This window comes from Candidatus Vesicomyosocius sp. SY067_SCS001, from assembly GCF_014706615.1.
Lineage (GTDB): Bacteria > Pseudomonadota > Gammaproteobacteria > PS1 > Pseudothioglobaceae > Ruthia.
This window is the reverse complement of sequence record NZ_CP054877.1, coordinates 205353-220553: the sequence shown is the minus strand read 5'-3', so window position 1 is coordinate 220553 and position 15201 is coordinate 205353. Positions and strand designations below refer to the sequence as shown.

Here is a 15201-nt window from a genome sequence, read left to right as displayed (position 1 = left end):
TAATTTTTTTAAATAAACTTGAGTTTCAATAACAGATACTACAAAATTGCTGTCTCAAATAATATATAAAAACTTATTACTCTTATAACAACTTAAAAAGGACGACTAAGACATATCTAATCTAAACGTGGATAAAATTATCAATACATACATTACTAAATATTTAATCATATACTTATTATATTTGACTCTTTACTGATGGACGACTAAAATAGTCTAATCTTATTAGTTATTTCTAATATGTATATTATTTTAAACTTTAAAAAATATAAGGAGTCCACAAATGGCTGACGAAACTTTAGATGCATCAGGCTTAAACTGCCCATTACCAATCTTAAAAACTAAAAAAGTATTATCTAAAATGGATATAGGCAAGATTTTAGACGTAATTTCAACTGATGCTGGTTCAGTAAAAGATATTGAAGCTTTTTGCAATCAAACAGGTAATAAACTTATGTCCTCTGTTGAAGAAAGCGGTAAATATATCTTCACCATTGAAAAGACTTAAACACTAAACATTTTACAGGAGAATTATTATGTCAGATAATAAAAAAATGACTATTATCGCCACTAAAGGAACTTTTGATTGGGCCTTTCCACCTTTCATTATTGCTTCTACTGGAGTTGCAATGGATAAAGAAGTTACCATATTCTTTACCTTTTACGGGCTTAATCTTTTATTAAAAGACACTTCTAAATTACGTATATCTCCTATAGGTAATCCAGCCATGCCAATGAAACTACCTATAGGACCGGAATGGTTACAAAAAATTGATTTTAGCCCTAAAATCCCAAATATATTTTGGTTATTGCCATTTACAGAATATTTAGCCACTTATTTAATGAAGAAAACTATGAAGAAAAACGGGGTTGCAACGCTTGATGAACTACGTTCCATATGTCAGGAATTTGATGTTAAATTTATCGCTTGTGAAATGACGGTTGATTTATTTGGTTACAACAAAAATGACTTTATTGATGGAGTGGAGTTTGCAGGTGCAGCCACTTACTTTGATGAATGTAATGACTCAAACCATAACCTTTATATGTAATAACTCATGTTTACCCATCAACAAAAGCCTCCGAAAGGAGGCTTTTGTGCTTTCTAAAATAAATACAAAGTTCGTAATTTTTATAAAAACAAAAACATTATGTCCAATCTAAACATCTCCAACCTCTCTCAATTGCAATGACATTAAGTTTATCATCACCATGAACAACAATAGGGTAATCTACTAATTCCAACATTGGTAAATCATTATAAGAGTCTGAATAAAAACTTGCACCTTTAATACTTACACCGGTTTTTTCTAACCACTTATTAAGATGATTAATTTTTCCAAATTGGAAACAAGGTTCACCCTTAACTTTACCTGTATATTGACCTTCTTTTATTTCAGGATTAGTAGCTAGTAGCTGCTTAATTCCATATCTAGCCACAATCGGTTCAGTAACAAAGCGATTGGTAGACGTAATCACCATCAATATGTCACCTTTTTCTTTATGTCCATCGACCACTAATTGAGCTTTAGGTAATAAAATTTGATCAATTTTTTGATTCATAAACTGCTGATGCCATTGATTTAATATTTCCATAGAGTATTGAGATAAAGGTTCTAAACAAAATTCTAAATACTCATGAATATCTAATTTTCTAAGCATATATTGATCAAAAAAATACTGATTTTTACTTTGATAAATATTTACATCAACAGCACCAATTTCACTTAAAAATTCCCCCCAAAGAAAGTCACTGTCACCCTTAATTAGAGTTCTGTCTAAATCAAAAATTGCAAGCGCCATTACATTCTCCATAACACTACTTAGTATTTTTACTATCTCACATACATAAGACAAAATAGGATTAAATCTTGTTGATCAGTACAACCAACTATATAAGTGTTTTAAACCAGCAATGACTGCTAATCAAAATAATATACCTAGCAATAAAATTTTAATACATTTATCTTTTTTTATTCACACTAATATTAATACTCCTATTAACTCGTCAAATATACTAAAACCACAACAAGGAAAAATATACAAGTATCTTCATATCTAATCAAGACTACTTTTAGTATCAAAAAGATACTCAAATAGTGTAGCCACTCATTTAAATATAGGTTTAAATATTATTCATTAGGTAATTTACTTATTAATTTATCCTTAAAATAACCTAATTTACAACTTGTATAATATCAATATCATAACTTAATATTCTATCATTAGATAATAATTCACTAAATGAATAAACTTTTTATTAAGTCATGTTATTTCTTACGAAGCTAAAAATAGTAATATTGTTACTAAAATTAACCAATAACTTAGTAGTATTAATCAATTAAAACTCAACTACATCAATCTTCATAAGAATTTATACCAATTTTGCAAATACACATCCAGCTGCATCAATAGTATTTTGAATGTCCATGTCGCTATGAGCACTAGAAACAAAATCTGCTTCATAAGCAGAAGGTGTCATATACACTCCCTCTTTCAACATTAGGTGATAGAATCTTTTAAACAATTTAACATTACACTGAGAGACTTCTTTAAAATTAGTCACTGATTTAGCATCCGTAAAAAATAAACCAAACATACCGCCCACAACATTAGCAGTCATACCAATATTATTTTCCTTAGCCTTAGCTAAAAAACCTTTTGTTAATTTTTTAACCTTAATATTTAAAGTAGTATAAAAATTTTTGTCTTTTGATAATACGTTTAACATTGCCAATCCTGCTGACATTGATATTGGGTTACCTGAAAGCGTTCCTGCTTGATAAATAGGTCCTAGTGGTGCAATAAATTTCATAATTTCACACTTACCACCGAATATACCCACTGGTAAACCACCGCCAATAATCTTACCTAGTGTTGTTAAATCAGGTTTTACGTTATACAATTCTTGTGCCCCTCCAAGGGCAACACGAAAACCTGTCATAACTTCATCAAAAATTAAAATAATCCCATACTCGTCACACAACTTGCGTAAACCCTGCAAAAAACCATCAATAGGTGGAATACAATTCATATTACCTGCCACAGGTTCAACAATAATACAAGCCACTTCAGTACCTACTTCATTGAGTATTTCATATACTTGATCAATATTATTGTATTCCAAAGTCAGTGTGTGCTTTGCAAAATCTTTAGGTACACCAAGTGAAGTAGGTACACCCAACGTTAAAGTAGCAGAGCCTGCTTTGACTAATAATGAATCAGAATGTCCATGATAACAACCTTCAAATTTAATAATTTTATCTCTACCAGTATAACCACGCGCCAAACGAATAGCGCTCATAGTTGCTTCCGTACCTGAACTTACCATACGAACCAATTCAATTGAAGGCATTAGTTCACATATCTTTTCTGCCAATATTGTTTCAATGTGAGTAGGGGCGCCAAAACCAAGACCATTTTCCAAGTTAGTTCTAATAGCATTCATAACCTCTTGATTAGCGTGACCTAAAATCATTGAACCCCAAGAAGCAACATAATCAATATACTTATTATCATCCACATCAAAAAGATAAGCACCTTCACCACGAGTAAAGAAAATAGGATTACCGCCTACGCCATTAAATGCCCTAACTGGTGAATTCACTCCACCAGAAATAACAGTTTTTGCTTGTGCGAATAAAACTTCTGATTGATTCATATCTCCTCCTATTTTATTAAAAAATAATCTTTACATGTTTATAATTTGTGGATATTTTTTTAAATGAACAATATGTGACCAAACGGTTAAAATATTATCCATTAATAAGCTAATATTAACAGTGGTTTTTAATAGTTTAATAGCATGATAAATATCATCAAGAAATTTGAATAAAAATTCAAATTTAACTGTTATAATAACTTGATAAAGTTCAGTAATAGCACTTTCTTGATGTACAGTTTTTAATCTAATTACTTCAATAATAATATTTTGCAAACAATTTAAAATAACCAATTCATTACCCTTAAAATCTTTAAATTGTACTATCATTAATGGATTAGCAACAATATTAAGCAACTGGTTTTGATAATTCTGATAATGAATAAAACTACCATCAGACAAATCAGACAATACTTTAAACGGAACACCATGCGTACTCTCTAATAGCTGTTTAATATTATAATCTTTTTTTTGAGTTTTGCCAATATGTTCAATTAGCCACTGACAAGTTTGTTGACTATACGTCGGAGCAATATGTATATTCTGACACCTTGATACAATAGTAATTGGCATGTTTTCAACATGATGCGCTAAAATAATAATTAACGTATTTTTTCTAGGTTCCTCAAGAGTTTTTAACAAACCATTGGCAGCACCTATATTCATTTGATCTCCGTAAAAAATAACTCCAATTTGTAATTCATCGGCAGTTTTATTCAAAGCATCACAAAATACACGTACTTGATCAATACGAATATCCATAGATCTGTTTTTATTTTTTTCAACTATTTCTTCTGCACGACAATAAACCATATTAGGATAATTTGAGCGCCTAATTAACACGGGATAATCTAAATTAGATCTAATATTATCTTTTCTAATGATAATATCATCCTTTAACAAAACGCTAACTAATTGTTGCATAAGTTCAAATTTACCAATCCTTTCAACACCTGTTATTAACAATGCATGTGGTAGGCAATCTTGATCAATCATATTTTGTAATTTAGACCATGCATTTTTGTGCCAAGGAAGGTTCATCATAACGCTTGTAAAATAACTTTAATTTGCTGAGTTGTTTCCTTAAGTGTTTGTGAGGCATCAATAAGCTTAATACGTTCAGGAAATTGCTTAGATCTTTTAATATAGCCGGCTCTCACACGATTAAAAAAATCATTAGTCTCAAGTTCAATTCTATCCTTACGGCTTCTAGATTTAATCCGTAACATACCCAATACAACTGGCACATCTAATAATAAAGTTACATCAGGAGAAAAATCTTGCAATACCCATCGCTCCAAAAGTGCAATACGTTCAATACTCAAACCTCTACCATCACCTTGATAAGCATACGAAGCATCCGTAAAACGATCGCTTAATACCCAATCTCCCTTATTAAGCGCCGGAATAATTTTAGTCTTAATATGCTCATTTCTAGCAGCAAACATTAATAACAACTCAGTATTATTGTCCATTAACTGGGTATCAATACTTAATAATAATGCTCTTATTTTCTCGCCCAGTTTAGTACCGCCTGGTTCACGCGTTAAAACAACATTAATATTTTTTTTAGCTAAATAACTACAAATAAAATCAATTTGTGTACTCTTCCCAGCACCTTCAACACCATCAATAGTGATAAATTTTCCTCTTTGCATACCGAATATTTTATATAGATTATGTATATATTTTAGTACTTTTATATTAATCTAATTATTAATAAAAACAATAATAGTATTTTTATCAATTAGAAAAATACTTCTAATTTTTACTTTCATAGCAATAAAATAATTTATAACAATCAACAACATTTATATTCACATTATTATCATAATAATATAATTTAATTTTTAAATCTTATTTTGAATGATTTAGCAAGCAATCACATATATAATACTAGAATTGATATAAACTAAACACTCTAAATTATTTACAATCAAATAAAAACTAACGTCTTGAGATATTTTGATACCATTTTCCAAATACATCCAGAATAGTAAAAAAAATATCAATCAATATAAAGATAAACTTAAAATAAGATGGTTTTGATTTAAGTAGAACTGACAATGAATGATTATTCTTGGAGCATACAAAAGCACTAATTAATTGATCCGTAATTTGATGATTATTAAATAATTTATGATTAATTTTAGACACAGGTTTAATACCAATTACACTATTGGTAATAAATACTTCATCTGTTTCAAGCAACTCAAGTAATGATAAAGAACAAATCTTAAATTGCAATTCTAATTCTTTTGCTAAATCAAAAACTACAGACCTTCTAGTACCCTCAATACCACAATTAATCAAACTAGGAGTAAGAATTACTTGATTACGAATAGCAAAAATATTACCCTGAGTAACTGAAATAACTAAAGCATTTTCATCTAACATAATACACTCTTGCTTTTGTAATTCTGACCTTGCAAAAATTTGTTCTAAACGATTACAATGTTTAATTTCAGATAACAATTGATTACCAAAATAACCGCTAGAACACACACCTAACTCATATTTCCAAGGTAAGTCAAGCATAGGATAAATAATTATAATACGGGTTGACTTAATGTTTTTCTCATAACCATAACCTCTTATACTTTCACCGCGAGAAAGAATAATTTTAACCACTGCTTGGTTTAATCTAGAAAGAGCAAATGCTTTAGCAACTTCTTTAAGCCAAATATCCTCATTTACTTTATGAATTCTTAACTTATCACAACCTTTTTCTAGTCTTAAAAAGTGCTTAGACCAAAATAACAATCTAGAATCTTCAATTAAACAAGTTTCAAACAAACCATCGCCAAATTGCACTAAACGATTAAATATACTAAGTTTAGTTTGTTTTTTCCCGTTAATTAATAAAATAGTAACCATGAAATGGTATTATAATTCTAAATAATATTGTTACCTGAAGATAAATTTTTATTATTAGATCAATATTTTAATCAAAAAAAATAACACAAATCTTAAAGTCTTTATGAAAAAAACTATTAAACAGTTTATTAACAATCTAATTGATAGTTCTAAAGATTTAGCTCCTATAATAGGCGTAGTTAGTTTTTTCCAAATTATTGTACTTCAACAAAGCATACCAAACTTGATGGATATTATCATGGGGACAGGATTTGTTTTATTAGGTTTGACTTTATTTGTATACGGGCTCAAACTAGGATTATTTCCTATTGGTGAAGCATTAGCCTATGGTTTTGTTAAAAAAGGTTCAATTTTTTGGCTACTCTTATTTTCATTTGCCTTAGGATTTGGTACTACAGTAGCCGAACCCGCTCTCATAGCAATTACTAATGAAGCAGCTAAAATTGCAAAACTGGGTGGTATTGTCAATACACAAACAGAAATTAATAATTATGCAAAAACCTTACGTTTTACTGTAGCTATTTCTGTAGGTTTAGCTGTAGTAATTGGTGTACTAAGAATTTTAAAAGGTTGGCCAATACAATATTTAATTATTAGCGGCTATCTTCTAGTAATTGCTACTACTTTCTTTGCGCCAGATTTTATCATAGGCTTAGCTTATGATTCAGGCGGTGTAACTACAAGTACCATTACTGTACCATTACTCACTGCACTTGGTGTAGGCCTTGCTAGTTCAATTAGTGGCAGAAATCCTTTAACAGATGGTTTTGGAATGATTGCCATTGCCTCACTTCTACCTATTATTGCAGTAATGTTATTTGGTATATTACAATGAATTTAATAGATAATTTTATAAATATGTTCTGGGATATTATGCCTATTGCAGTGGTATTACTTGGTTTTCAGATAATTATCCTTAAACAAAAGATACCATATTTAAAGAAAATTATTGCAGGATTTATTTTAGTTTGGATAGGGCTCACTTTATTTATTGTTGGATTAGAAAAAGCACTATTTCCTTTAGGAAAGCTAATGGCACAGCAACTAACATCAAGTGATTTTATCGGTAATGACACACTTAGCTGGAAAGATTATTACTGGATTTATATTTTTGCAGCCAGCATTGGCTTTGCCACAACCATTGCTGAACCAGCTTTACTAGCAATTGCCATTAAAGCCAATCAAGTATCTGGCGGTTTTATCAAGGTATGGCCTCTAAGAATTGTAGTTGCTATTGGTGTGGCTGTCGGTATTACTATCGGAAGCTTTCGTATTATAACTGGATTACCATTATATTACTTTATTATTTCTGGCTATGTTATCGTACTTATACAAACCTACTTTGCACCTAAAAATATTATTGCACTTGCCTATGATTCTGGCGGTGTAACAACATCTACCGTAACCGTACCATTAGTTGCAGCTCTTGGACTTGGACTTGCGGGTACAATCGATGGACGTTCTACACTTGTTGATGGTTTTGGTTTAATAGCTTTTGCCTCATTATTTCCTATTATGAGTGTGATGACTTATGTACAAATTATGAAATTTTTAGAACAAAATAAAAAATAGGAGACACTATGCACTTTAAATTAATTATTGCTTTTGTTGATTCTGATAGAACTGATAATATACTTGAGGCCGCTAGAACAAAAGGTGCTACAGGATCGACTATTATTTCTCAAGCTCGAGGAGAAGGTCTCAAACACAACAAAACATTTTTAGGACTCAATATTGAAACTCCTAGAGATGTTTTGTTGTTACTAGTAGAACAACATCTTTCTAGGGATATATTAGAAACAATTGCTGATACAGGTAATTTTGAATCCAACCCAAAAGAAGGAATTGCTTTCCAAGTTGATGTAGAGGATGCTGTTGGCGTTATGCATCAAATTAATGCACTAGAACACACTATAAAGGAAAAAATATAATGACTAATAATACAACAACAACCCTAGTAAAAGATGTCATGTGGAAACAGGTTGATATTGTTAATTCAAAATGCACAGTGCAAAATGCACTTAATGATATGCAACATAAGAAAACAAAAATGCTTTTAGTTGACAAATCTCATGTATATGATGAATACGGGGTAGTGCTAATTTCTGACATTGCCTCCAAAGTCATTGCCAAAGACCGAGCACTTGATCGAGTTAATGTATATGAAATTATGAACAAACCAGCTATTTCAGTCCATCCTAATATGAATATTTGTTATTGTGCAAAACTATTAACAAAATTTAATCTGTCTCGTTGCCCAGTTTTAGATAATGGTAAGATTGTTGGCATGGTTAGCTTAACTAGCATTGTCTTTAATAGTTTAAGGATTGTATAACAAAAAATATTAGAAAATTAGGATATAGTGATAGATTAACTATTTTTTTTTAACCTGCTAGAATGCAGAAATATTTTATATATTGCATAACAGGAAAAATAAATGAGTGGAATTATCAATCTAATCAAATGGTTATTAATTATTATTGGCGCTATTACAATTTATTATACTGTATCACTACAAATCAAATACGATGGTATAATTGGAAAAGTAATTGGTGAAATAATTTCACCAAAACTACACCCAAAGTCTATGTCTAAGGTGTACATGCCAATGATCAACACTCTGCTTGATACAGGTGATATTGCTATGGCTTCTGTTGTGCGCGTAAAAGTAGCTGACGATGTTTCAAATGAAGATGTTGAAGAGGCAATGGAAAGTATTGCAACTGCTAAAGGTATTCGTTCTGTAGGTATGTTACCCTTATCAGAAATGGTTGAATTACAAACTAGCGACAAGCAAAGATTCTTAAAAATTTATCAATATTGTTCACCACGAACAGCAATGACAATGGTTGATTATTCAGATGCATTTTCAGCATACTTACCTTGTAGACTAGCACTTATTGAAGATAAATCTGGACAAAGATGGCTATACATGTTAAACATGAATGCTATGATTTATGGTGGTTCACCATTGCCTAATTACTTACTTGAAAAGGCTTTAGTTATTCAAAGAGCAATGACTGTAATTCAGAATAATGGCGCAAAAGGTGACTTTTAAAAAAATATTCAAAAACCTTATTTATACGGGTTTTTGAATATAATCTATTTGATATAAACTATACTCTAGTATCACTTGTATTAATAAACAACATATACGCAAAAATTTTACAGCTAATTATTTCATTGAAAGATTTTATTAATACAGCAGGATTTTATCTCCCAGATCCAAACTTTACTAATCACGCAAAAGCGAACTTATTAAGCATTCACTAAATAATCTATATATACAGATTATTTAGTCGACTCATCAAAACTAAGTACAAGAAGTTATTCAAGTTTATGGTGAATTATTCTTTAAACAATGTTTTGATCTAGGTTTTCACTACTCATAATTACCTAACCTCATCATACTCTTAATATCTTTTTACTGGTATTAATAAACCCATGTAATCTAACTCCTTCCATCAAGATAGATCATTAGTCACTTAAACAACAGTTATATTTTTATATATCTAACATCACAATCTCTTTTGAACTTGATCCATAATAAATTGTGTTAATAAAGATACTGGACGACCTGTAGCGCCTTTTTTATCACCACTTACCCAGGCTGTACCTGCAATATCTAAGTGTGCCCAACGATAATTTTGAGTAAATCTAGACAAAAAACACCCAGCAGTAATAGAACCAGCTTCATTCCCTCCAATATTTGCCATATCGGCAAAGTTTGATTGCAGCAATTCATCATACTCATCTTCAATAGGTAATTGCCATACACCATCAAGTGAAGCCTTAGAAGCACTAATGATATCATTAGCCAAATCTTTATCATTACTCATAAGTCCTGAATTATGCTTACCTAGTGCAATAACTACTGCACCTGTAAGTGTAGCAACATCAATAACCACTTCTGGATTAAACCTATTAACATAAGTAAGTGCATCACACAAAATCAAACGCCCTTCTGCATCTGTATTTAAAATTTCAATCGTTTTACCCGACATAGATTTAACAACATCACCAGGTTTATAGGCATTATGTGCTGGCATATTCTCAACTGTTGGCAACACAACAACTAAATTAATATTTGGCTTAATTTGTGCAATAACACGCATTACACCTAATACAGAAGCTGCGCCACACATATCATATTTCATCTCATCCATACCCGTACCAGGCTTCAATGAAATACCACCACTATCAAATGTAACACCTTTACCTACAAGTACAATCGGTTTTTCCTTTCCATTGCCTTGATAACTCAAACTAATAAGTTTGGGTGGCTCGCTCGAGCCTTTAGAAACTGCCAATAACGAACCCATACCAAGTTTCTCCATGTCCACTTTTTCCAGGACTTCACACTCAAGATTAAATTCTTGAGCTAAAGACATAGCGGTATCTGCCAAATAGCTAGGTGTACATATATTAGATGGTAAATCCCCCAAATGCCGCGTTAAAGACATACCATCAGCAATTGCTTGGCCTTTAATTAAGCCATATGCACTATCCATAGTTGATTGAATAGTAATACACTCAATACCACTATTTTGCTTTTTATGACTACCTACTTTTTGTACTTTATAAGTTGCATTATACATTACCTTAGCAGTTGTTTCATGCACCCAAAGTTCATTAAAACCTTTAATTCCAATATGTTGAACCATTAAGTTTTTAGCTTTAATTTCAACAAGTATAACAATCACAGCATTCAACGCTTTAACATAGTTTTTAGCGCTTATAGGTGCATCACCAATTCCGGAAACAATAATTTGTTTGGATTTAAAACCAGAAACCAAATTTAATAATAACACTTTCCCGGGTTTAGAATCAAAATGATTAAGTTTAATTAATTGTTGAATATTATCATCATTAAAAACCCTATTAGATTTAGAAAATACGACCACAGCATCGCCCTTAAAATGTTGAATTTTTTCATTAATCAATGTAAACTTCATCTCAATACCTTATTAAAAACTATAATATTAGGTATTTTACCTAAAAGGTAAGATTAATAAAATTACATTATCTAATTAATCATTATATTTAACCTAGACCAGCGCTATTGATAATAATAACTAGAAAACTCACGCCAACAAATAGCAAAGTCTAATTAATTCAACAAGATTATTCTAACAACTTTAAAGCAAATTTAAAAAAAAATAACACACAAACACCCATGACTATCCACAATACATTATTCTCTTAATTTGAACAGTTATCAATGACAATAAAAAAGTATTTTATCTAAAAACCCACTATAGCACTATAAACTTTAATGATAAATAAAATATTTAACCTAGAAAAATCTACTTAAATAAACTTATTACATCCACACATATCTCAACTTAGTTCAAAGAACTATAACTTAATTTCATACTTTACAGTACGACAATCAATATGATACTAAATCATTGTATTTAGAACAACTCACAAGAATCAAAATACATAAATACATAGCATCTTAAATAAATACTTCTGTATTACCATGTTAACAATAGCTTTAAGTAGCTAATATTAAATAAATCACAAATAGAACTAGATTAAAATATTGATAGTCAGTAAATAATTTTACTGACTATTATTACTCTAAAATCATAAAAATAGCGTAAGATAATTGATGTTTTTATACAAAAAGAAATGCTTTTTAATTATAACGAAAAAAAGATGAAAAAAATATTATTTAGTATTACAACACTTATACTATTAACACTAAACGCTCAAGCAATAAATCAAAAATATGTGATTCAAATCAGCACAGATGATATTAGAACACAAAAAATTGTTCTAAATAATGCTATCAACTTACAAAAATACTATGGTATTGATAATGTTGATGTTGAAATTGTAGCTTACGGTCCCGGTTTAAGCATATTAACTCAAAGCAATAAAAATTCTGATCGTGTTGAATCCATGATAATGAATAACATTACCTTTAGTGCTTGTCGCAACACTATGAAAGCTATTAAACGCAAAAAAGGTAAATTTCCAACACTAGTAGAAGGGGTTAATATTGTAACTTCTGGTGTAGTTCGTATTGGAGACTTACAACAACAAGACTATTCTTACATTAGGCCCTAAGTAATTTTATTTTTCTAAAGCAATATCTAGCACTTCATCAATCCATTTCACTTGAATAACCTTAAGTTTTCCTTTAATTTTATCAGGCACTTCAGACAACTCTCGTTCATTATCATCAGGAATAATAACCGTTTTAATACCACCACGTAATGCAGCTAACATTTTTTCCTTTAACCCTCCAATTGGGGTAACTTCACCTCTAAGAGTAATCTCTCCTGTCATGGCAACATCGGCTTTAACCTTTCTACTTGTGAGTACTGATACTAATGCTGTAGTCATAGCCGCGCCTGCACTAGGGCCATCTTTTGGTGTTGCACCATCAGGAACATGAATGTGAATATCCAATTTTTCATCAAAATTCTCATCAATGCCAAATTTTTTAACCATGCTCCTAACCACAGATTTTGCTGCCTGAATTGACTCTTGCATTACATCACCCAATTGACCTGTATAATTAAGTTTACCTTTGCCTTTATAGGCAGTAGCTTCAATAGTTAACAGATCTCCACCCACTGAAGTCCAAGCGAGTCCTGTTACTTCTCCTATTTGATTATTTTGCTCAGCTAGCCCAAAACGAAACTTTCTCACACCTAGATACTTTTCTAAACTCTTAGCATTAATATAAGCCTTAGTTTCACACTTCTTTAAAATTACTTCTTTAACCACTTTTCGACAAATAGTACTAATTGTTCTACTGAGACCACGTACACCTGCTTCACGTGTGTAATAACGAATTATATCTAGAATAGCATCATCTTGAAATTTAATTTCACTATCCTTAACACCATTACCATTCATTGCTTTTTTAATTAAGTGGCGTTTAGCAATTTCAACTTTTTCATCTTCAGTATAGCCAGATAATTCAATAATTTCCATTCTATCTAACAGGGGTTGTGGTAAATCAAGTGAGTTAGCAGTGGCAACAAACATTACTTGAGATAAATCATAATCAACTTCTAAATAATGATCATTAAAGGTATGATTTTGTTCTGGATCTAATACTTCTAACATAGCCGAAGAAGGGTCTCCACGATAATCACTTGCCATTTTTTCAATCTCATCTAATAAGAAAAGTGGATTTTTAACTTTCACTTTCTGCATTTTTTGTACAATTGAACCTGGCATGGCGCCAATATAGGTACGCCTATGACCCCGAATTTCTGCTTCATCTCTAACACCGCCAAGTGCCATGCGAACGTATTTACGATTCACCGCTCTAGCGATTGATTCACCTAAAGATGTTTTTCCCACTCCTGGAGGACCAACCAAACATAAAATATTTGCCTTGTTATGAGTAACACGTGTTTGCACTGCAAGGTGTTCTAATATACGCTCTTTAACTTTATTCAAACCATAATGATCATCATCAAGAATTTTTTGCGCTTTATTAAGATCTTTATTAATAACGGTTTTCTTCCTCCATGGAACATCACACAAATTCTCAATATAAGTACGAATAATAGATGCATCAGACGAATGTGATGACATACGTGAAAGTTTCTTTAACTCATTTTGTGCTTTTTCCTTAGCTTCCTTTGACATCTTGGCCTTATTAATACCAACTTGTAACTCTTCAATTTCATTTTCATCTTCAGCCTGACCTAGCTCTTTTTGAATGGATTTCATTTGTTCATTTAAATAATAATCACGTTGGTTAGACTCCATCTGCTTGCGTACGCGTGATTGAATTTTCTTTTCGGTTCCCAGCATGTCAATTTCACCTTGAATCACCGATAAAATCTTATCAAGCCTATCTTGAGCCTTATCATCACTTAATAAAGCTTGTTTTTCAGATACTTTAAGATTTAAATTAGCAATAATCACATCACTAAAACGTTCAACATTACTAACTTCTTGTAACATTTTAAGCACCTCTTCTGGCACTCTTTTATTTAACTTGATATAGCTCTCAAAACTATCTAATGCTAAACGCATCATGGCTTTTATTTCAGTATCATCATTAGACTGTAAACTAAATTCACTTAAACTCACTTCAAGAAAACCATCAGTTTGTACAATCTGTTCAATTTTAGCGCGCCTAACTCCTTCAACCAAGACCTTAATAGTACCATCTGGCAATTTTAACATTTGCAAGATAGTTGCTAATGTTCCAACTTGATGCAAGTCATCACCAGTAGGGTTTTCCACTTGATCATCTTTCTGAGTAACTAAAAAAATATATTTATTCGTAGCCATTGCCCGAGTAATTGCATTAACAGAGGTTTCTCTACCAACAAATAACGGCATAACAGTATGTGGAAAAACCACCACATCTCTCAATGGTAATAATGGAATATTACCCTTACTTAAATCAATTTGTTCGTTGGTGAGTTCTGTTTCCATAACAATCTAACGCCTTTGAAGTTTAGTAATTTAGATAGATAGTGCTTAGTAACAAAGATTTCAAGTACCCAAATCATAGAATCATTTACTTTTTCATAATCAATATATCTATTTGCACAAGTCATCATACCATTAAGATGGTTAGCCAAAGCTTGATGAATAAAATTAACATTTTTTCTATTTGTAATAAAAGACAAGCTCAATAAATAATGATATTACTTGTACCAATCTCTATGTAATAA

The 15201-nt window shown here is 31.0% G+C and carries 16 protein-coding genes; 8 read left to right on the top strand and 8 right to left on the bottom strand.

The features are described 5' to 3' along the window. Positions 1 to 283 precede the first annotated feature (283 nt). Complete coding sequence (locus tag HUW60_RS01085; protein ID WP_190600608.1) at positions 284 to 508, top strand: sulfurtransferase TusA family protein; 225 nt, start codon at positions 284 to 286, stop codon at positions 506 to 508. A 28-nt stretch (positions 509 to 536) separates the two neighbouring features. Beyond that, positions 537 to 1052 carry a DsrE/DsrF/DrsH-like family protein gene (locus HUW60_RS01080; RefSeq protein WP_190600607.1) on the top strand — a complete coding sequence of 172 codons (516 nt, stop codon included), beginning with the start codon at positions 537 to 539 and terminating at the stop codon, positions 1050 to 1052. A gap of 97 nt (positions 1053 to 1149) precedes the next feature. Here HUW60_RS01080 and HUW60_RS01075 read toward each other — a convergent pair whose 3' ends face one another. From HUW60_RS01075 to pabC, 5 genes are all read right to left on the bottom strand, one after another. Further along, on the bottom strand, positions 1150 to 1803 hold the full coding sequence (locus tag HUW60_RS01075) for a histidinol-phosphatase (RefSeq protein WP_190600606.1): 654 nt from the start codon (positions 1801 to 1803) through the stop codon (positions 1150 to 1152). 571 nt (positions 1804 to 2374) lie between these two features. Further along, positions 2375 to 3661: a glutamate-1-semialdehyde 2,1-aminomutase gene (gene hemL, locus HUW60_RS01070; protein WP_190600605.1), complete on the bottom strand. Its 1287-nt coding sequence runs from the start codon at positions 3659 to 3661 to the stop codon at positions 2375 to 2377. 30 nt (positions 3662 to 3691) lie between these two features. Continuing rightward, entirely contained in the window at positions 3692 to 4702 is a 1011-nt protein-coding gene (locus HUW60_RS01065) for a DNA polymerase III delta subunit-related protein (protein ID WP_190600604.1), read from the bottom strand. After that, positions 4702 to 5319, bottom strand: a complete 618-nt coding sequence (tmk, locus tag HUW60_RS01060) for a dTMP kinase (RefSeq protein WP_190600603.1) — start codon at positions 5317 to 5319, stop codon at positions 4702 to 4704. The genes HUW60_RS01065 and tmk overlap by 1 nt, the downstream gene beginning before the upstream one ends. Positions 5320 to 5608: 289 nt before the next feature. Beyond that, positions 5609 to 6538: an aminodeoxychorismate lyase gene (gene pabC / locus HUW60_RS01055; RefSeq protein ID WP_190600602.1), complete on the bottom strand. Its 930-nt coding sequence runs from the start codon at positions 6536 to 6538 to the stop codon at positions 5609 to 5611. A gap of 103 nt (positions 6539 to 6641) precedes the next feature. On the opposite strand from pabC, the gene HUW60_RS01050 reads away from it, so the two are divergent. The 5 genes from HUW60_RS01050 to HUW60_RS01030 all read left to right on the top strand — a co-directional run bounded on the left by HUW60_RS01050 (position 6642) and on the right by HUW60_RS01030 (position 9596). Next, complete coding sequence (locus HUW60_RS01050; protein ID WP_190600601.1) at positions 6642 to 7373, top strand: DUF1538 domain-containing protein; 732 nt, start codon at positions 6642 to 6644, stop codon at positions 7371 to 7373. Beyond that, positions 7370 to 8110 (top strand): DUF1538 domain-containing protein, encoded by a 741-nt coding sequence (locus HUW60_RS01045; protein WP_190600600.1) that lies wholly within the window; start codon positions 7370 to 7372, stop codon positions 8108 to 8110. The genes HUW60_RS01050 and HUW60_RS01045 overlap by 4 nt, the downstream gene beginning before the upstream one ends. Before the next feature lie 8 nt (positions 8111 to 8118). Beyond that, positions 8119 to 8469, top strand: coding sequence for a P-II family nitrogen regulator (locus HUW60_RS01040; protein ID WP_190600599.1), 351 nt, complete (start codon positions 8119 to 8121; stop codon positions 8467 to 8469). Further along, positions 8469 to 8873 carry a CBS domain-containing protein gene (locus tag HUW60_RS01035; protein WP_190600598.1) on the top strand — a complete coding sequence of 135 codons (405 nt, stop codon included), beginning with the start codon at positions 8469 to 8471 and terminating at the stop codon, positions 8871 to 8873. Before HUW60_RS01040 ends, HUW60_RS01035 begins: the two co-directional genes overlap by 1 nt. A 102-nt stretch (positions 8874 to 8975) precedes the next feature. Next, a complete protein-coding gene (locus tag HUW60_RS01030) occupies positions 8976 to 9596 on the top strand; it encodes a DUF302 domain-containing protein (RefSeq protein ID WP_190600597.1) in 621 nt (206 codons plus the stop codon). 460 nt (positions 9597 to 10056) lie between these two features. Here the strand turns inward: HUW60_RS01030 and HUW60_RS01025 are convergent, their stop codons facing one another. Beyond that, positions 10057 to 11493 carry a leucyl aminopeptidase gene (locus tag HUW60_RS01025; RefSeq protein WP_190600596.1) on the bottom strand — a complete coding sequence of 479 codons (1437 nt, stop codon included), beginning with the start codon at positions 11491 to 11493 and terminating at the stop codon, positions 10057 to 10059. Positions 11494 to 12202: 709 nt separating this feature from the next. Between HUW60_RS01025 and HUW60_RS01020 the strand changes: the two genes are divergently transcribed. Beyond that, positions 12203 to 12616: a DsrE family protein gene (locus HUW60_RS01020; protein WP_190600595.1), complete on the top strand. Its 414-nt coding sequence runs from the start codon at positions 12203 to 12205 to the stop codon at positions 12614 to 12616. Between the two features lie 6 nt (positions 12617 to 12622). Here HUW60_RS01020 and lon read toward each other — a convergent pair whose 3' ends face one another. Beyond that, positions 12623 to 14959 carry an endopeptidase La gene (gene lon, locus HUW60_RS01015; RefSeq protein ID WP_190600594.1) on the bottom strand — a complete coding sequence of 779 codons (2337 nt, stop codon included), beginning with the start codon at positions 14957 to 14959 and terminating at the stop codon, positions 12623 to 12625. Then, on the bottom strand, positions 14923 to 15156 hold the full coding sequence (locus tag HUW60_RS01010; RefSeq protein ID WP_190600593.1) for a hypothetical protein: 234 nt from the start codon (positions 15154 to 15156) through the stop codon (positions 14923 to 14925). Before HUW60_RS01010 ends, lon begins: the two co-directional genes overlap by 37 nt. Between the last annotated feature and the right edge of the window lie 45 nt (positions 15157 to 15201).

Coding starts and splice junctions, on each gene's coding strand:
- HUW60_RS01085 (WP_190600608.1), top strand. CDS start 284: ATGGCTGACGAAACTTTAGATGCATCAGGCTTAAACTGCCCATTACCA.
- HUW60_RS01080 (WP_190600607.1), top strand. CDS start 537: ATGTCAGATAATAAAAAAATGACTATTATCGCCACTAAAGGAACTTTT.
- HUW60_RS01075 (WP_190600606.1), bottom strand. CDS start 1,803: ATGGCGCTTGCAATTTTTGATTTAGACAGAACTCTAATTAAGGGTGAC.
- hemL (WP_190600605.1), bottom strand. CDS start 3,661: ATGAATCAATCAGAAGTTTTATTCGCACAAGCAAAAACTGTTATTTCT.
- HUW60_RS01065 (WP_190600604.1), bottom strand. CDS start 4,702: ATGAACCTTCCTTGGCACAAAAATGCATGGTCTAAATTACAAAATATG.
- tmk (WP_190600603.1), bottom strand. CDS start 5,319: ATGCAAAGAGGAAAATTTATCACTATTGATGGTGTTGAAGGTGCTGGG.
- pabC (WP_190600602.1), bottom strand. CDS start 6,538: ATGGTTACTATTTTATTAATTAACGGGAAAAAACAAACTAAACTTAGT.
- HUW60_RS01050 (WP_190600601.1), top strand. CDS start 6,642: ATGAAAAAAACTATTAAACAGTTTATTAACAATCTAATTGATAGTTCT.
- HUW60_RS01045 (WP_190600600.1), top strand. CDS start 7,370: ATGAATTTAATAGATAATTTTATAAATATGTTCTGGGATATTATGCCT.
- HUW60_RS01040 (WP_190600599.1), top strand. CDS start 8,119: ATGCACTTTAAATTAATTATTGCTTTTGTTGATTCTGATAGAACTGAT.
- HUW60_RS01035 (WP_190600598.1), top strand. CDS start 8,469: ATGACTAATAATACAACAACAACCCTAGTAAAAGATGTCATGTGGAAA.
- HUW60_RS01030 (WP_190600597.1), top strand. CDS start 8,976: ATGAGTGGAATTATCAATCTAATCAAATGGTTATTAATTATTATTGGC.
- HUW60_RS01025 (WP_190600596.1), bottom strand. CDS start 11,493: ATGAAGTTTACATTGATTAATGAAAAAATTCAACATTTTAAGGGCGAT.
- HUW60_RS01020 (WP_190600595.1), top strand. CDS start 12,203: ATGAAAAAAATATTATTTAGTATTACAACACTTATACTATTAACACTA.
- lon (WP_190600594.1), bottom strand. CDS start 14,959: ATGGAAACAGAACTCACCAACGAACAAATTGATTTAAGTAAGGGTAAT.